Origin of the sequence: Nocardioides lianchengensis (genome assembly GCF_900101465.1) — a bacterium.
GTDB classification, from domain to species: Bacteria; Actinomycetota; Actinomycetes; order Propionibacteriales; family Nocardioidaceae; genus Nocardioides; species Nocardioides lianchengensis.
The window spans coordinates 169262-184949 of the sequence record NZ_FMZM01000010.1 but is presented as its reverse complement, the minus strand read 5'-3'; the positions used below and the strand labels follow the sequence as shown (position 1 = coordinate 184949).

At 71.9% G+C, this 15688-nt stretch carries 20 protein-coding genes; 14 read left to right on the top strand and 6 right to left on the bottom strand.

What is annotated here, in order from left to right; translation table 11 throughout:
* Window positions 1-2 precede the first annotated feature (2 nt).
* The 6 genes from BLT76_RS18450 (at window position 3) to BLT76_RS18425 (ending at window position 4878) form a co-directional block, all read left to right on the top strand.
* Window positions 3-932 carry a F0F1 ATP synthase subunit gamma gene (locus tag BLT76_RS18450; RefSeq protein WP_090859496.1) on the top strand — a complete coding sequence of 310 codons (930 nt, stop codon included), beginning with the start codon at window positions 3-5 and terminating at the stop codon, window positions 930-932.
* 5 nt (window positions 933-937) lie between these two features.
* The gene (gene atpD / locus BLT76_RS18445; RefSeq protein ID WP_090859494.1) at window positions 938-2395 is read left to right on the top strand and encodes a F0F1 ATP synthase subunit beta; all 1458 of its coding nucleotides are present in this window, start codon (window positions 938-940) and stop codon (window positions 2393-2395) included.
* A complete protein-coding gene (locus BLT76_RS18440) occupies window positions 2395-2790 on the top strand; it encodes a F0F1 ATP synthase subunit epsilon (protein WP_090859492.1) in 396 nt (131 codons plus the stop codon). The genes atpD and BLT76_RS18440 overlap by 1 nt, the downstream gene beginning before the upstream one ends.
* A gap of 127 nt (window positions 2791-2917) precedes the next feature.
* On the top strand, window positions 2918-3361 hold the full coding sequence (locus BLT76_RS18435; RefSeq protein ID WP_090859490.1) for a DUF2550 domain-containing protein: 444 nt from the start codon (window positions 2918-2920) through the stop codon (window positions 3359-3361).
* A gap of 37 nt (window positions 3362-3398) precedes the next feature.
* A complete protein-coding gene (locus tag BLT76_RS18430) occupies window positions 3399-4589 on the top strand; it encodes an MFS transporter (protein WP_090859488.1) in 1191 nt (396 codons plus the stop codon).
* A 1-nt stretch (window position 4590) separates the two neighbouring features.
* Window positions 4591-4878 (top strand): Rdx family protein, encoded by a 288-nt coding sequence (locus BLT76_RS18425; protein WP_090859486.1) that lies wholly within the window; start codon window positions 4591-4593, stop codon window positions 4876-4878.
* Here the strand turns inward: BLT76_RS18425 and BLT76_RS18420 are convergent.
* Window positions 4875-5819: a lytic transglycosylase domain-containing protein gene (locus BLT76_RS18420; RefSeq protein WP_090859484.1), complete on the bottom strand. Its 945-nt coding sequence runs from the start codon at window positions 5817-5819 to the stop codon at window positions 4875-4877. The two genes, BLT76_RS18425 and BLT76_RS18420, sit on opposite strands and share 4 nt — an antisense overlap.
* A 1-nt stretch (window position 5820) precedes the next feature.
* Window positions 5821-6396 carry a cob(I)yrinic acid a,c-diamide adenosyltransferase gene (locus tag BLT76_RS18415; RefSeq protein ID WP_090859482.1) on the bottom strand — a complete coding sequence of 192 codons (576 nt, stop codon included), beginning with the start codon at window positions 6394-6396 and terminating at the stop codon, window positions 5821-5823.
* 151 nt (window positions 6397-6547) lie between these two features.
* Here BLT76_RS18415 and BLT76_RS18410 point away from each other — a divergent pair, with 151 nt between their 5' ends.
* From BLT76_RS18410 to BLT76_RS18385, 6 genes are all read left to right on the top strand, one after another.
* Window positions 6548-6856 (top strand): STAS domain-containing protein, encoded by a 309-nt coding sequence (locus BLT76_RS18410; RefSeq protein WP_090859481.1) that lies wholly within the window; start codon window positions 6548-6550, stop codon window positions 6854-6856.
* A 229-nt stretch (window positions 6857-7085) separates the two neighbouring features.
* Window positions 7086-9089: a protein meaA gene (locus BLT76_RS18405; protein WP_090859479.1), complete on the top strand. Its 2004-nt coding sequence runs from the start codon at window positions 7086-7088 to the stop codon at window positions 9087-9089.
* A 4-nt stretch (window positions 9090-9093) separates the two neighbouring features.
* Window positions 9094-9687 (top strand): histidine phosphatase family protein, encoded by a 594-nt coding sequence (locus tag BLT76_RS18400; protein ID WP_090859477.1) that lies wholly within the window; start codon window positions 9094-9096, stop codon window positions 9685-9687.
* Window positions 9688-9757: 70 nt separating this feature from the next.
* Window positions 9758-10315 (top strand): hypothetical protein, encoded by a 558-nt coding sequence (locus BLT76_RS18395; RefSeq protein ID WP_139175673.1) that lies wholly within the window; start codon window positions 9758-9760, stop codon window positions 10313-10315.
* A gap of 65 nt (window positions 10316-10380) precedes the next feature.
* Window positions 10381-10569, top strand: coding sequence for a hypothetical protein (locus BLT76_RS18390; protein ID WP_090859473.1), 189 nt, complete (start codon window positions 10381-10383; stop codon window positions 10567-10569).
* A gap of 32 nt (window positions 10570-10601) precedes the next feature.
* Window positions 10602-11126, top strand: coding sequence for a ferritin (locus BLT76_RS18385; protein ID WP_090859471.1), 525 nt, complete (start codon window positions 10602-10604; stop codon window positions 11124-11126).
* Here BLT76_RS18385 and BLT76_RS18380 read toward each other — a convergent pair.
* On the bottom strand, window positions 11123-12181 hold the full coding sequence (locus BLT76_RS18380) for an alpha/beta hydrolase (protein WP_090859469.1): 1059 nt from the start codon (window positions 12179-12181) through the stop codon (window positions 11123-11125). The genes BLT76_RS18385 and BLT76_RS18380 overlap by 4 nt on opposite strands.
* 72 nt (window positions 12182-12253) lie before the next feature.
* On the opposite strand from BLT76_RS18380, the gene BLT76_RS18375 reads away from it, so the two are divergent.
* Window positions 12254-13165 (top strand): FAD-dependent oxidoreductase, encoded by a 912-nt coding sequence (locus BLT76_RS18375; protein WP_090859467.1) that lies wholly within the window; start codon window positions 12254-12256, stop codon window positions 13163-13165.
* A gap of 9 nt (window positions 13166-13174) precedes the next feature.
* A complete protein-coding gene (locus BLT76_RS18370; protein WP_090859465.1) occupies window positions 13175-14287 on the top strand; it encodes a sensor histidine kinase in 1113 nt (370 codons plus the stop codon).
* Here BLT76_RS18370 and BLT76_RS18365 read toward each other — a convergent pair.
* The 3 genes from BLT76_RS18365 to nucS form a co-directional block, all read right to left on the bottom strand.
* Entirely contained in the window at window positions 14230-14553 is a 324-nt protein-coding gene (locus tag BLT76_RS18365; RefSeq protein WP_211753054.1) for a DUF952 domain-containing protein, read from the bottom strand. The genes BLT76_RS18370 and BLT76_RS18365 overlap by 58 nt on opposite strands.
* A 5-nt stretch (window positions 14554-14558) precedes the next feature.
* Complete coding sequence (locus BLT76_RS18360; RefSeq protein WP_090859462.1) at window positions 14559-14930, bottom strand: hypothetical protein; 372 nt, start codon at window positions 14928-14930, stop codon at window positions 14559-14561.
* A gap of 65 nt (window positions 14931-14995) precedes the next feature.
* On the bottom strand, window positions 14996-15682 hold the full coding sequence (gene nucS, locus BLT76_RS18355; protein WP_090859460.1) for an endonuclease NucS: 687 nt from the start codon (window positions 15680-15682) through the stop codon (window positions 14996-14998).
* Window positions 15683-15688 lie beyond the last annotated feature (6 nt).

The window sequence follows — 15688 nt, the reverse complement described above, 5'->3', positions numbered from 1 at the left end:
CCATGGCTGTATCGCTGCGTGAGTACCGCGCGCGGATCAAGTCGACGGAGTCGATGAAGAAGATCACGCGCGCCATGGAGCTCATCGCTGCGTCTCGCATCATCAAGGCGCAGCAGCGGGCACAGGCGGCAGCGCCGTACGCCCGTGAGCTGACCCGTGCGGTCTCGGCCGTCGCGACGTTCTCGAACGTCGACCACCCGCTGACCCGCGAGGAGGAGAACCCCAAGCGGGCCGCCGTCCTCGTGGTGACCAGCGACCGTGGTCTCGCCGGTGCCTACTCCTCCAGCGTGCTGAAGGAGGCGGAGCGGCTCGCCGAGCGGCTCCGCGAGGAGGGCAAGGAGATCGACTGGTACATCACCGGTCGCAAGGGCGAGGCGTACTTCAAGTTCCGTAGCCGCCCGGTCGTGCGGGTCTGGACGGGCTTCTCCGACCAGCCGTCGTACGACGTGGCCGCGGAGATCGGGCACGCGCTGATCGAGTCCTTCCTCAAGGAGCAGGGCGAGGACGGCGACGTCGACGAGGTGCACGTGGTCTACACGCGCTTCCGCTCGATGCTCACCCAGGAGCCGACCGCGGTGCGGCTGCTGCCGCTCGAGGTCGTCGAGGCCGAGGACGGTGGTCCGGGGGAGAAGCCCGGCGCGTCCGAGGTGCTGCCGCTCTACGAGTTCGAGCCGTCGCCGGAGGCGGTGCTCGACGGGCTGCTCCCGCAGTACGTCCAGAGCCGGATCTTCTTCGCCCTCCTGCAGGCGGCGGCCTCCGAGCTCGCCGCCCGGCAGAAGGCGATGAAGTCCGCCACGGACAACGCCGACGAGCTGATCAAGAAGTACACCCGCATCGCCAACCAGGCCCGCCAGGCCGGCATTACCCAGGAAATCAGCGAGATCGTCGGTGGCGTCAACGCGCTGGCCGACGCCAACGCCGGGAGTGAGTGAGAGACATGACTGCCACTGTTGAAGAGACCGACCAGGCCTCGGGCGCCGGGAGCACCGGTCGGATCGCCCGCGTGACCGGCCCCGTGGTCGACATCGAGTTCCCCGCGGACGCGATGCCCGACATGTACAACAAGCTCGAGGTCGAGCTCGAGCTCAACGGCGAGACCAAGACGCTGATCCTCGAGGTCGCGCTGCACATCGGTGACGGCATGGTCCGCGCCATCTCGATGCAGTCGACCGACGGCCTGGTGCGCGGCGCCTCCGTCCTCGACACCGGCGGGCCGATCACGGTCCCCGTCGGCGACATCACCAAGGGTCACGTGTTCAACGCGACCGGTGACGTCCTCAACCTCGAGGAGGGCGAGGAGTACAACGTCACCGAGCGTTGGGGCATCCACCGCAAGGCGCCGGCCTTCGACCAGCTCGAGTCGAAGACCACGATGTTCGAGACCGGCATCAAGGTCATCGACCTGCTGACGCCCTACGTCAACGGCGGCAAGATCGGCCTGTTCGGCGGTGCCGGCGTCGGCAAGACCGTGCTCATCCAGGAGATGATCGCCCGCGTCGCCAAGGACCACGGCGGTGTGTCGGTGTTCGCCGGCGTCGGTGAGCGCACCCGTGAGGGCAACGACCTCATCGCCGAGATGGAGGAGGCGGGCGTTCTCGGTCAGACCGCGCTCGTCTTCGGCCAGATGGACGAGCCGCCGGGCACCCGGCTGCGGGTGGCGCTGTCCGCGCTGACGATGGCGGAGTACTTCCGCGACGTGCAGAACCAGGACGTGCTGCTGTTCATCGACAACATCTTCCGGTTCACCCAGGCCGGCTCCGAGGTCTCCACCCTGCTGGGTCGGATGCCCTCCGCCGTGGGCTACCAGCCCAACCTGGCCGACGAGATGGGTCAGCTCCAGGAGCGGATCACGTCGACGCGAGGCAACTCGATCACCTCGCTGCAGGCGATCTACGTCCCCGCGGACGACTACACCGACCCGGCGCCGGCGACCACGTTCGCCCACCTGGACGCGACGACCGAGCTCTCCCGTGAGATCGCGTCGCTCGGCATCTACCCCGCGGTGGACCCGCTGACGTCGACCTCGCGGATCCTCGACGCCCAGTACATCGGGCAGGAGCACTACGACTGCGCCATCCGGATCAAGCAGATCCTGCAGCGCAACAAGGAGCTCCAGGACATCATCGCCATCCTCGGTGTCGACGAGCTGTCCGAAGAGGACAAGATCATCGTGTCCCGCGCCCGCCGCATCCAGCGGTTCCTGTCGCAGAACACCTACGTCGCCAAGCAGTTCACCGGCATCGAGGGGTCGACCGTCCCGGTCAAGGACACCATCGAGGCGTTCAACAAGATCGCCGACGGGGACTACGACCACGTGGCCGAGCAGGCGTTCTTCATGTGCGGTGGCCTCGACGACGTCGAGGCGAAGTGGGCCGAGATCCAGAAGGGTCTCTGATGGCTGACAACCTTCAGGTGGAGCTCGTCGCGGCCGACCGCACGGTCTGGTCGGGCGAGGCCACCATGGTCATCGCACGGACGGTGGAGGGTGACGTCGGCGTGCTGCGCGGGCACGCGCCGATGCTGTCCCTGCTGACCGAGGCGGTCGTCGAGATCGCCGAGGTCGACGGTGACGTCGTCGTCGCGGCGGTCGACGGCGGGTTCCTCTCCGTCGCCAACGACCGGGTCTCGATCCTGTCGGAGCGCTCGGTGCTGGCCAGCGAGATCAACGTCGACGAGGCCCGTGCGGAGCTCGAGGCGGCTCGGTCCGGCGAGCTCGACGTACCGGACGAGACCGAGCGTCGGATCCGGCTCGCCGAGGCCCGGATCCGGGCCGTCGAGAAGGCTTCCTGAACAACCGCTTCACCCCCGAGCGCGGTCGGGTCCGGTACGCCGGACCCGGCCGCGTTCGTGCGTCCATCGCCCGCTAGGGTGAGCCCGCGAGCGATCGCCGGGTCGCGTCCGGTGCAAGGGGGACGGAATGCCGGTGTGGCAGTGGCTGCTGGACGGGGCCGGACTGCTGCTCGGGCTGTTCCTGGTGTACGGCGTCGCCCTGATCGTCCGTCGTCGCGTCATCTCGCGCCACGGCGGCACCTTCGAGCTCAGCTACCGCGTCCGGTCCACGAGGGCCGGGCGCGGTTGGCTTCTGGGGCTGGGCCGCTACTCCGGGGAGACCCTGGAGTGGTTCCGCATCTTCTCGTTGTCCGCCCGGCCCAAGGCCTGCTGGAGCCGGGCCGAGCTCTCCTTCGACGGACGCCGGGTCCCGGAGGGGCCCGAGGAGATCTCGCTCTACCCCGACCACCTGGTCATCGAGCTCAGCACCCGCGACGGTGACCTGGAGCTGGCGATGAGCACGGCGTCGCTGACGGGCTTCCAGGCCTGGCTCGAGGCCCGGCCGCCCGGCACCGACTGGGACCAGCGCTAGCTCCCGCTCATCCGGCGGCCCACCCGTCGCGGTGGCCATGGCCTCTGATGGACTGGGCGGCGTGGCCGTCGACGTGATCCCCGCGCGCAACGCCGTCGGGCTGTCGTTCGCGCTCAACGGCCTGCTCTTCGCGACCCTGGTCTCCCGCATCCCGGCGGTGCGCGAGCACCTCGACCTCGGCAACGGGCAGCTCGGCCTGCTGCTCCTCGCGATCGCGGCCGGTTCGGTGCTGACCCTGCCGACCACGGGGGCGCTCATCCAGCGCTCGAGCGCGGCCACCGTGGTGCGCCTGGGCGCGGCCTTCGACGCGTGCGGGCTGGTGCTCGCCTCGCTCGGCGCGGGCGTTCTCGAGCTGGTACCGCTGGCGGCGGTCGGCCTGTTCGTCCACGGCATCGGCATCGGGATCTGGGACGTCGCGATGAACGTCGAGGCGGCCGAGGTCGAGCGTCGCCTCCAGCGCACCGTGATGCCCCGCTTCCACGCGGGCTGGAGCTTCGGGTCGATCGCCGGCGCCGCGATCGGGATCCCGATGGCGGCGGCCGACGTACCGCTGGTCCTGCACCTGGGCGCCGTCGCCCTGGTCGCACTCATCCTCGCCGTGATCACGTCACGCCGCTTCCTGCCGGCCGAGGTCGACCACGCCGAGCCGTCCGGCAGCGCCGCCTCGGCCTGGACCGAGTCCCGGACGCTGGCGATCGGCGCGATGGTGCTGGCGTTCGCCCTGGTCGAGGGCACGGCCAACGACTGGCTCTCGCTCGCGCTCATCGACGGGTACGACGTCCGCCACTGGGTCGGCGTCGCGGGGTTCTCGGTCTTCGTCTGCGCGATGACCACCGGGCGGCTGCTCGGTCCGGTCGTCCTGGACCGCTTCGGCCGGGTGCCCGTCCTGCGGGCGACCGCTGCTGCGGCCGCCGTCGGCATCGTGCTGGTCGTGCTCGGTCCGCACCCGCTGGTGGTCGCGCTGGGGATCCTGGTCTGGGGGCTGGGCGCGTCGCTCGGGTTCCCGGTCGGGATGAGCGCCGCCGCCGACGACAGCCGCCGCTCGGCCGCCCGGGTCAGCGTCGTGTCGACGATCGGCTACAGCGCCTTCCTCGCCGGCCCGCCGCTCCTCGGCCTGGTGGGCGACCAGGTCGGCACGCTGGACGCACTGCTGGTCGTCGCGGTGCTGATGGTCCCCGCATTCCTCAGCGCGTCCGCGGCGCGGCCCGTCGTACCGGAGAATGGCTGACGTGCCCGCGCCTCGTGTCCTCATCACCTACTGCACCCAGTGCCGCTGGCTGCTGCGCGCGCAGTGGTACGCCGGCGAGCTGCTGACCACCTTCGCCGACGAGCTCGGTGAGGTGGCCCTCGCACCGACGACCGGGGGTGTGTTCCGGGTCGAGGTCGACGGCGAGCCCGTCTGGAACCGCAAGCGCGACGGCGGCTTCCCCGAGATCACCGAGCTGAAGCGGCGGGTGCGCGACCTCGTGGCCCCGGACAGGTCGCTGGGACACGCCGACCGCGCGGCCGACGACTAGTCGGTCCGCGTGTCGAGCAGTCGCTCGGGGTGGCGCTGCAGGTAGCGGTCCACCCGCAACGGTCGCTCCCGGTCGTACCCGGTGGGGAGCCAGACGTCTCCGCGGGCGGAGAGGTAGACGACCTGCCAGTGGTAGAGCCCGCCGAAGGCCTCGGGCGCGGCCCGCAGGATCCCGGCGTACGCCTGCACGCCGCGGACGTACGCCGGGTGCCGGTTGTAGGCGTACAGCGCCTCGGCCACCCGGCCGCGCCCGCCGCCGTTGGCGGCCAGGTAGCGGGCCGCCGCGAGGATCGAGTCCCGCGGGTCGTCGATGTCACCGCGCCCGTACGCCTGCCAGGTGGCCGGCATGAACTGCATCGGCCCCCGGGCGCCCGCGACCGACGTACCGCGGATCCGGCCGAAGCCGGTCTCGACGAGGTTGACCGCGGCGAGCACCTCCCACGGGACCCCGAAGCGCCGCTCGCCCTGGCGGTAGAAGGACATCAGGTCCGCCTCGCTCACGGGGGCGACGATGCGCCAGGCGGGCAGGGTCCGTGACAGCGAGCGGTGCATCCCGCGGAAGTCGCGGCGAGCGGCGACGTGGGCGCGCGCGGTGGCGCGCAGCCAGCGGGGCAGCAACCGGCCCACCGGGCGCCGCCAGGCCTCCCGCCGCGCGAGCTGGCGGTAGAGCACCTGGCTCTCGAACGCCGCCGCGGCCACCTCGGCGTCCCCGGTCCTCGCGCTGCGAGTGGTCCGCTCGGCGGCGAGCAGACGGTCGGCCAGCTCGCGCGGTGACCGGGCGACCGCCGGTGGCGTCAGCCCGGTACGGCGCTCCGCGGCCGCGGCGTCCGGCGTCGCCGAGGCCGACGGCGTGACGTCCTGCTCGGGGGCGTCCGGCGTCGGGGCCGAGGCGCAGCCGACGAGGAGGACCAGCGCGACGACCGGGCCGAGGAACCGGGCCACGTCAGCCCCGCTCGCCGCCCGGCACCCACAGCACGTCGCCCTGCGCCCGGTTGGCGTGCCGGGCCAGGATGAAGAGCAGGTCGGAGAGCCGGTTGAGATAGGTGATGGCCACCTTGTTCATGGTGTCGTGATGCACCTCGAAGGCGGCCCAGGCCGACCGCTCGGCCCGTCGTACGACGGTGCGCGCGACGTGCAGGTGCGCGGCGGCGGACGTGCCGCCGCTGAGGATGAAGGAGCGCAGCGTCTCCAGGTCCTCGTTGTAGTGGTCACACCACCCCTCGAGGCGGTCGACGTACTCCTGCTCGATGCGCAGCGGGGGGTACTCGGGGTCGGGGACGACCGGGGTGCAGAAGTCGGCACCCACGTCGAAGAGGTCGTTCTGCACCCGGGTGAGCACGGTGACGACGTCGTCCTCGACGCTCCCGACGGCCAGCGCGAGGCCGATGGTCGCGTTCGCCTCGTCGACGTCGGCGTACGCGTGCAGGCGCAGGTCGTTCTTCGTCGTGGTGCTCATGTCTCCGAGCCGGGTCTCCCCGCCGTCGCCGGTGCGGGTGTAGATGCGGGTGAGGTTGACCATGCGCCGAGGGTAGCGACGGACCCGAGCGGACGGTGGTTGAAGAAGTCACGACCGACACGAGCAAGAAAGTTCGGTGCTCGGTGCAACCGAACGGTCGTGCCGCGCGTCATTGTGGGTAAAGGACCACACCCTGGCGCCGCGGGAGGCTGCGATGGACATCGAGACGGACGGGTCGACGCTCGTGCTGGCCGGTGACTTCGACGTCCGCAGCACGATGGAGGTTCGCCACGCGCTCTACGAGCTGCTGGCCCTCCACGACGGCGACGTCGTCGTCGATCTCTCAGGGGTCGACTCGATCGACCTCACCGCGCTGAAGGTCCTCGGCGTCGCCACCCGCCAGGCAGCCCGCGACGGTCACCACCTCACGCTCCGCGGCTGCCGGCCCGCCGTACGGCGCCTGCTGCACATGACCCGGATGATCCGCGTCCTCGAGGTCGAGCGAGCCGCCACCCCCGCCTGACGCCGACCCGTCACTGGATGTCCTGATTCGTCGGCGTGTCGTGCCGCCGTTGACGGGTCGCTGAGCGGACGCCGTCGTACCTCTGGGCGAACCGTCGATCCGGCGCCGACACGCCGACGAATCAGGACATCCAGTGACGGGTCAGCGCGGGGGGACAGGGGCTGACACTGTCGGATTGACCACACGCCGGACGGTTACCAATCGGTAGCCTGCGTCCTACTCTCGTCCCATGACCGAGAACGCTCGACCGGTTCGCGACCGTCCCTGGGTGATGCGCACCTACGCGGGGCACTCCACCGCGGAGGCGTCCAACGCGCTCTACCGCGGCAACCTGGCCAAGGGGCAGACGGGGCTCTCGGTCGCCTTCGACCTGCCCACGCAGACCGGCTACGACCCGGACTCGGTGATGTCGCGGGGTGAGGTCGGCAAGGTCGGCGTCCCGGTCCCGCACCTGGGCGAGATGCGCAAGCTCTTCGCGGACATCCCGCTCACGGGGATGAACACCTCCATGACGATCAACGCGGTCGCCATGTGGATGCTCGCTATGTACCAGGTGGTGGCCGAGGAGCAGAACCCGGACAGCACCCCGGAGGAGGTCGCCGCCCAGCTGGCCGGCACGACCCAGAACGACATCATCAAGGAGTACCTCTCCCGCGGGACCTACGCGTTCCCGCCCGAGGCCTCCATGCGGCTGATCGCCGACATGATCGCCTACACGGTCCATCGGATCCCGAAGTGGAACCCGATCAACATCTGCAGCTACCACCTGCAGGAGGCCGGCGCGACGCCGGCGCAGGAGCTCGCCTACGCGCTGAGCACCGCGATCGCCGTCCTCGACCAGGTCAAGAACTCGGGCCAGGTCGACGAGGGCGACTTCGAGAAGGTCGTCGGCCGCATCTCGTTCTTCGTCAACGCGGGCGTGCGCTTCGTGGAGGAGACCTGCAAGATGCGGGCCTTCGTCCAGCTGTGGGACGAGATCACCCGCGAGCGGTACGGCGTGCAGGACCCCAAGATGCGCCGCTTCCGGTACGGCGTCCAGGTCAACTCGCTCGGCCTGACCGAGGCCCAGCCGGAGAACAACGTCCAGCGCATCGTGCTGGAGATGCTGGGCGTCACGCTCTCGAAGAACGCCCGGGCCCGTGCGCTCCAGCTGCCCGCCTGGAACGAGGCCCTCGGCCTGCCGCGCCCGTGGGACCAGCAGTGGTCGCTGCGGCTGCAGCAGGTGCTGGCCTTCGAGTCCGACCTGCTCGAGTACGACGACATCTTCGACGGCTCGCACGTGATCGAGGCCAAGGTCGCCGAGCTGGTGGCGGGCGCCAAGGCCGAGATCGACCGGGTGCAGGCGATGGGCGGTGCGATCGCGGCCGTCGAGTACATGAAGTCCGAGCTGGTCTCCTCCCACGCGGCCCGCCGCGCGCGGATCGAGTCCGGCGAGGAGGTCATCGTGGGCGTGAACAAGTACGAGACCACCGAGCCGTCCCCGCTGACCGCCGACCTGGACGGCGCGATCATGGCCGCCGATCCGGAGGCGGAGAACTCCGCCCGGGCGAGCGTCGAGGCCTGGAAGGCCGAGCGGGACGAGGCCGAGGTCGCCGAGGCGCTCGCCGCGCTGGCGGCGGCCGCGAAGACGGAGGCGAACCTGATGGGTCCCACCCTGGTCGCGGCCCGGGCGGGCGCGACGACGGGGGAGTGGGCCGGCACGCTGCGCGAGGTGTTCGGCGAGTACCGCGGCCCGACCGGCGTCAGTGGCGCGGTCGTGGCCGAGGCCGGCGCGGAGCTGGCCGCGGTCCGTGAGCGGGTCCGGGAGACGGGCGAGGAGCTGGGCGGCCGGCTGCGGCTGCTGGTCGGCAAGCCCGGCCTCGACGGGCACAGCAACGGTGCGGAGCAGGTCGCCGTACGGGCGCGGGACGCGGGCTTCGAGGTCGTCTACCAGGGCATCCGGCTGACCCCCGACCAGATCGTGTCCGCGGCCGTGGCCGAGGACGTGCACTGCGTCGGGCTGTCGATCCTCTCCGGCTCCCACATGGAGCTGGTCCCCGCCGTCCTCGACGGGCTCCGCGCGGCGGGCCTCGACGACGTACCGGTCATCGTCGGCGGGATCATCCCCGACTCCGACGCGCGCCGGCTCCGCGAGGCCGGGGTGGCGGCGGTCTACACGCCGAAGGACTTCGGGCTCACCGAGATCATGGGCGGCATCGTCGACGTCATCCGCCGGGCCAACGGGCTGGACTGACCCGATGGCGGCGCGGATCCTCCTGGCCCGGCACGGTCTCGCCGACTACGAGACCGAGCTGGTCACCGACGACGGCGGCTCCCTCACGCAGGAGGGGCGGGGCCAGGGCCGCACCCTCGGCGGCCGGCTCCGGTCGGAGGGCGTCGAGGCGGTCTGGTGCAGCCCGCTCTCGCGGGCCGTGCAGACAGCGGAGCTCGCCGCCGGCGTGCTGGGCGTCGAGGTGACTGTCCGCGAGGGCCTGCGCGAGTACGGCGTCGGCTCGCTCGCGGGCACCGACGGGAGCGAGACCGAGGTGATCGGGCCGGTCTTCGAGCGGTGGGTCGGCGGTGACGACGAGGCCACCATCCCCGGCGGGGAGGCCGTCTCGGGGGTGGTCGCGCGCGTGCGCGCCGTGCTCGAGGAGGTCGCCGACCGGCACGAGGGCGGCACCGCCCTGGTGGTCAGCCACGGCGGCGCGATCATGGCGACCGTCCCGGTCCTGGTGGGTCGTCCCCGCGCATCGGCCTGGGACCTGCTGCTCGGTGGTGGCGGGTACGTCGATCTGGTCCGGGCCGGGGCGACCTGGTCCGTGGCCACCGAGCACCTGCGGCTGGACTGAGGTCGACCCGCAGCGCCATGGCCCGTTCGGGCCACAGACCCCCGGGGTGACCGGTCCCTACGGTCGCGGCATGCGCCGTACCCTCCCTGCCCTGGCCCTCGCCGCCGCCCTCGCCGTCCTGACCTCCTGTGGCGGTGACGAATCGTCCGGGTCGTCCGGGTCGTCCTCGGCAGACTCGCCTGCCGACGGAGGGTCCGGCTCGTCCGAGCTGGTCGACGTCTGCTCGCTGGTCTCGGCCGAGGACGTCGGGGAGGTCCTCGGCGCGACCGTGACGACGACCGAGGTGCCCGGCGGGGGCTGCTCGTTCAACCAGGAGGACCCGCGCGCGGTCTCGGCGAGCATCGTCGCGACGCCGTACGACGAGGGGTCCGGCGGGATGGACGGCACCCGGCAGGGGGTCACGGGCGTGCTCGACGGGGCCACCGCGGAGACCCTGGGCGGCGTCGGGGACGACGCGTTCGTCGCGGTCGGCACCGCTCTGGGTGGGGAGAACCAGCAGGGCGGCGGCGCCGTGCTGGTGGGCGGGACGACGGTCCAGGTGTCCGTGCTGCAGGCCGAGGACCTGCCGGCCGACGACGTCCGGCAGCTGACGGTCGACCTGCTGACCCTCGTCGGCGAGCGGGCCTGACCCGCCCCCGTGTCGCGCGTCACGAAGGCAAGGCACACCTAAGGGACGTCGCGTACGATGCCAGCGTGGGCAAGAAGACCAAGACCAAGCTCCCCAAGGTGGAGTGCTGCGTCTCGAAGTCGAAGTGCGGTCGGTGCCCGCTGCGGATGCTGAAGGAGGGCACGCTGCCCGACGGGTATACGGTCAAGAGGCGCAAGCTCGTCCGACTGGACGGCAAGAAGGTCAGCAAGAAGAAGCTGGCCAAGGCCGCCTGATCCCCGACCTCCCGTCCTTGCTAGGAGCACCGATGCCCGCCGCCCGTTTCGCCGAGCAGCTCAACGTCCAGATCGGCAACGAGCTCTCCGCCCACAACCAGTACCTCGCCTGCGCGGTCTACTACGACGCGCTGACGATGCCGCGGATGGCCGCGTTCTTCTACGCGCAGGCGCTCGAGGAGCGCGACCACGCGATGATGATGGTCCAGTACCTCCTCGACACCGACGCCGACGTCGTCATCCCGGGCGTCGAGGCACCGATCGCCACCTTCGCCGACGTCGCCGCGCCCGTCGCGCTCGCCCTCGAGCAGGAGAAGCGGGTCACCGAGCAGATCAACGGCCTGCTGCGGATCGCCCGCGAGGAGTTCGACTTCGCCTCCGAGCAGTTCATGCAGTGGTTCATCAAGGAGCAGGTCGAGGAGGTCGCCACCATGACCGACCTGCTCGCGGTGGTGAACCGCAACCTCGACGACGTCGAGGACATCGAGGAGTACGTCGCCCGCGAGCAGGGTGGCGAGGGCGCCGACCCGACCGCCCCGCGCGTCGCCGGGGCCTAGCGCAAGGCCCGCAGCCAGCGCAGCACGGTCCGGCGGGTCGCCGGCGCCGAGCGCTCCAGCGGGAGTGCGCTCGCGGCGCCGGGGATGGTGCGCGTCGTGACCGCGACGTCGCGCGGGTAGGACCGGGCCTGGCGCTCGGCCGCGCCCGGGCGGACCTGGACGTCCGCGCTGCCGACGAGCAGCAGCACCGGGGCGTCGACCTTCCGAGCGGCCAGGGCCGACGGGAGCAGTGCCGGGGCGAGGCTGGTGGCGTCGCCGCAGGGATCCGCGCTGCGGCGTCGTACGGCGCTGCGCTGGACGGCCGCCGGCGCCGTCCGGAACATCAGCGCCCGGTACGCCGCAGCGTCACCGCCGTACGTCGCGTAGTCCGCGCCGCGCAGGCAGGTCGACACCTGGTCGGAGGCCGCGCGGACCGCTCGCGTCGAGGCGCCGGAGTCCGCCCACGACATCAGCACCAGCCCGTCGACGTCGTCGTGCGTCCCGGCCTCGAGCTGGGCGATCGCGGCGCCGACCGAGTGGCCGTGCAGGACCACGCTGGCTGCGTGCAGGGGCCGGGTGCCGCGGTCGGGGGAGAAGGAGTAGAGCCCGGACCGGACCCGCTGGACCACCTGGTGCAGCATCTCGGCCTGGGCGCCCAGGCAGGTCGCGCGACCGTCGGCGAGCGGGCTGGCGCCGTACCCGAGCCGGTCGAGGACCAGCGAGACCTCACCGCGCCGGGCCAGTTGGGTCGCGTAGTCGTAGGCCGGGTGGCTGCGCAGGTGCCAGAACCAGGAGCCGGCGGCGAAATCGTGGACCAGGACGTTGAGCCGGCGCGCGCCGGTGCGGCCCTCGACGGCCGCGCGGGTGCCGACGAGGCGACCTCGGACCTGATGGGTCCCGCCGTCGGCGGCGCACCACCCGGGGCCCCGGTTGACCACCGGGAAGGTGACCGCCTGCGAGACGATCCGTGGGGTGCGGGCCCGATCGGCCGCGGTCGCGGGGGCTGCGGGGAGGGCGACCAGCAGCCCGCCGACCAGGCCGAGCAGGAGCATCTGCGCGCGCAGGTTGTTGAACATGGTTCAGTAGTACCCCCGCTCCGAGGTCCGACGCTGTGACCTGGACGACGCCCGGCCTGCCACACTGCAGGCGTGAGCCGGGTGATCGTGGTGGGAGCGGGCGTCGTGGGGCTGACCTGCGCGGCGCGCCTGCTGGAGGCCGGGCACCGCGTCGACGTCGTGGCGCGCGACCTGCCCCGGGAGACGACCTCGGCCGTGGCGGCGGCGCTCTGGTACCCCTACCGCGCCTTCCCGCCCGACCGGGTCGCGGCCTGGGCGAGTCGGACCTTCGAGGTCCTCGAGCAGCTGTCCGCCGACGACGCGACCGGGGTCCGGATGGTCCCCGGGACCGAGGTGCTCGCCGAGCCCCGCGTCCAGCCGTGGTGGGCCGCTGCGGTCCCCGGCCTGGAGCGGGCGACCGGCCTCCCGCCGGGGTACGACGACGGCTGGTCGTTCACCACGCCCGTGGTCGAGATGCCGGTGCACCTGGACTGGCTGCGGGCCCGGGTCCTCGACCTCGGCGGCACCCTGACCCGCCTCAACGTCCGGGGTCTGCCGGAGGGTGGCGACCTGGTGGTCAACTGCTCGGGTCTCGGGGCGCGGCTGCTGGGCGCCGACCTGTCGGTGACCCCCGTCCGCGGGCAGGTCGTGGTGCTCGAGCAGTGGGGCCTGGACCGCTGGTGGCTCGACTCGGCGGGGCCGACCTACGTCGTACCGCTCTCGGGGCACGTGGTCGTCGGCGGCACCGACGAGGAGGGTGACTGGAGCCGCACGCCTTCGCCGGAGACCGCCACCGCCATCCTCGAGCGGGCCGCGCGGCTGGTGCCGGAGCTGGCCGGGGCCCGGGTGCTGCGGCACAGGGTCGGGCTGCGGCCCGCGCGTCCGGCCGTCCGGCTCGAGCGGGTCGGTCGCGTCGTGCACTGCTACGGGCACGGCGGCGCCGGCGTCACACTGTCGTGGGGCTGCGCCGACGAGGTGGCCGGCCTCGCCGAGGCCATGGCCTAGGCTTCACACGTGGCCATCGCCGGTGATGCCAGCCTGTTCCGCAAGCTGCTGGACGCCGCTCCCGACGCGACGGTCATCGTCGACGGCGAGGCGCGGGTGGTGCTCGCCAACCGGCAGATGCTCCACGTGCTGGGATGGTCGAGCGACGAGCTCGTCGGGCAGTCGGTGGACGTGCTGCTGCCCGAGCGCTACCGGCGCGGCGCCGAGCGCTTCCTCGAGAGCCCGGGTCCGGGGTCGACCGGCAACCACGAGCTGGCCGTCCTGCACCACGACGGTCGGGAGGTCCCGGTCGAGGTCTCCCTCTCACCGCTGGAGACCGACGACGGGGTGATGGTCTCCGCCGCCATCCGCGACATCACCGAGCGGCGCCGGATCCAGGAGGAGGCCGACCGGCTGCGGGACGAGCTGATCGCGACGGTCTCCCACGAGCTGCGCACCCCACTCACCTCGATCATCGGCTACACCGAGCTGCTGGCCGACCTCGGTCCCGACCAGCTCGGACCGACCGCCCGCAGTCTGGTCTCGGTCATCGAGCGCAACGCCGCCCGCGAGATGCGGCTGGTCGACGACCTGCTGACGATGGCCTTCCTGGACGGCGACCGGCTGCGCATCGTGCGTGAGCCGATGGACCTGGCCGCGCTGGCCCGCCGCGTGGTCGGTGACCAGCGCGCGGCCGCCGCGGAGGCCGGCGTACGGCTGGGGCTGGAGGCCGACGGGCCGGTGCGTCCGGTATCGGGGGACTTCTACCGGCTGGTCCAGGTGGTCGAGAACCTGCTCACCAACGCCCTCAAGTTCACGCCCTCGGGCGGCGAGGTGCGGGTCCTCGTCGCCGAGACGGACGGCGGGGCGCGGCTCGAGGTGGCCGACACGGGCGTGGGCCTGCGCGAGGAGGAGACCTCCCGCATCTTCGACCGGCTCTACCGGACCCCCAGTGCCGTGGCCGCGCACGCACAGGGCGCCGGGCTGGGGCTCTCGATCGTCCGCAAGATCGTCGAGGCACACGGCGGGGACGTGAGCGTCGAGAGCCGGCTCGGAGTCGGGACGACCTTCCGCGTCGAGCTGCCCTACTCCGCGCCCAACGGCCGCACGTCGACCACCGACGCGGGATCCAGCGCGCCGTAGAGGTGGGGGAAGGTCTCCTCCACCCCCGGCGCCGGAGCCTCCTCGACGAGCGGTACGTCGAGCCGGTCGGTGTCGATGACGAGGAGCACCAGCGGCTCGATCACCTCCGCGTAGAAGCGCTCGAGCACGGCGGGCCACTGCTCCTCGCGGCTGGCGTGGATGAACCCCTCCTGCGCCAGGCTCACGCCGTACGTCGAGGTCGTGTAGGTGCCAGCCTCCTGCGCCGCGACCCAGTCGGCGGCGGTCGCGACGTGGTAGATCAGCACGCGGCTCAGCCGGGCTCGGGCAAGCGCCGGACGACTTCGGCGAGCGTGGCCTCGACCCCGTCGAAGCGGGATTCGACCCCGCTGAAGCGGGATTCAAGGCTGCCGAAGCGGGATTCGACGCCGCTGAAGCGGGATTCAAGGCTGCCGAAGCGGGATTCGACGCCGCTGAAGCGGGATTCAAGGCCGTCGAAGCGGGATTCGAGGCTGTCGAAGCGGGATTCAAGGCCGTCGAACCGTGCGTCGACCTGCTCGAACCGTCGACTGTGCTCGTCCTGGACCGACCTGATGTCGGTGATGAGCTCATAGACCGCCTCGACGTCGTTCTCGAGTCGGGTCACCCGGCGGGTGAGGCTGGGTTCGCTCGTCATGCCGGTCACGCTACGTCGAGGGGGCGGGAGTCGCCAGTGGATCCGCCACGGCTGTGGACGAGCGACGATGCCCCTCAGAACAGCCGGTGGCTGGGGTCGTCGAGCCCGCGCAGCGCGTCGTAGTCGACGACGGCGCAGGCGATGCCGCGGTCGGTGGCCAGCACGCGGGCCTGGGGCTTGATCTCCTGGGCGGCGAAGATGCCCTTCACGGCCCCGTTGCCGGTGAGCAGCGGGTCGCGGTTGAGCAGCTCGAGGTAGCGGGTGAGCTGCTCGACCCCGTCGATCTCGCCGCGCCGCTTGATCTCGACGGCGACGGAGACGCCCTCGCCGTCGCGGCACATGAGGTCGACCGGGCCGATCGCGGTGGGGAACTCACGACGTACGAGGGTCAGGCCGGGGGAGAGGGTGGCGGGGTGCTCGGCGAGCAGCTCCTGCAGGTGCTTCTCGACGCCGTCCTTCTGCAGGCCCGGGTCGACGCCGAGGTCGTGGCTGGAGTCGCTGAGGATCTCCGTCAGCAGGATCCGCAGGGTGTCGTCGGTCTTGGGGTTGGTGACCGTCCACTCGACGACGCCGTCCTCGGTGGTGCCCTCACGCAGGGTGCAGGGCGGTGACATCCAGTTGAGCGGCTTGTAGGAGCCGCCGTCCGAGTGGACGAGGACCGACCCGTCCGCCTTGATCATCAGGACCCGGGTGGCCATCGGGAGGTGGGCGGTCAGCCGCCCGGCGTAGTCGACCTGGCACTTCGCGACGACGATTCTCACGGGCGG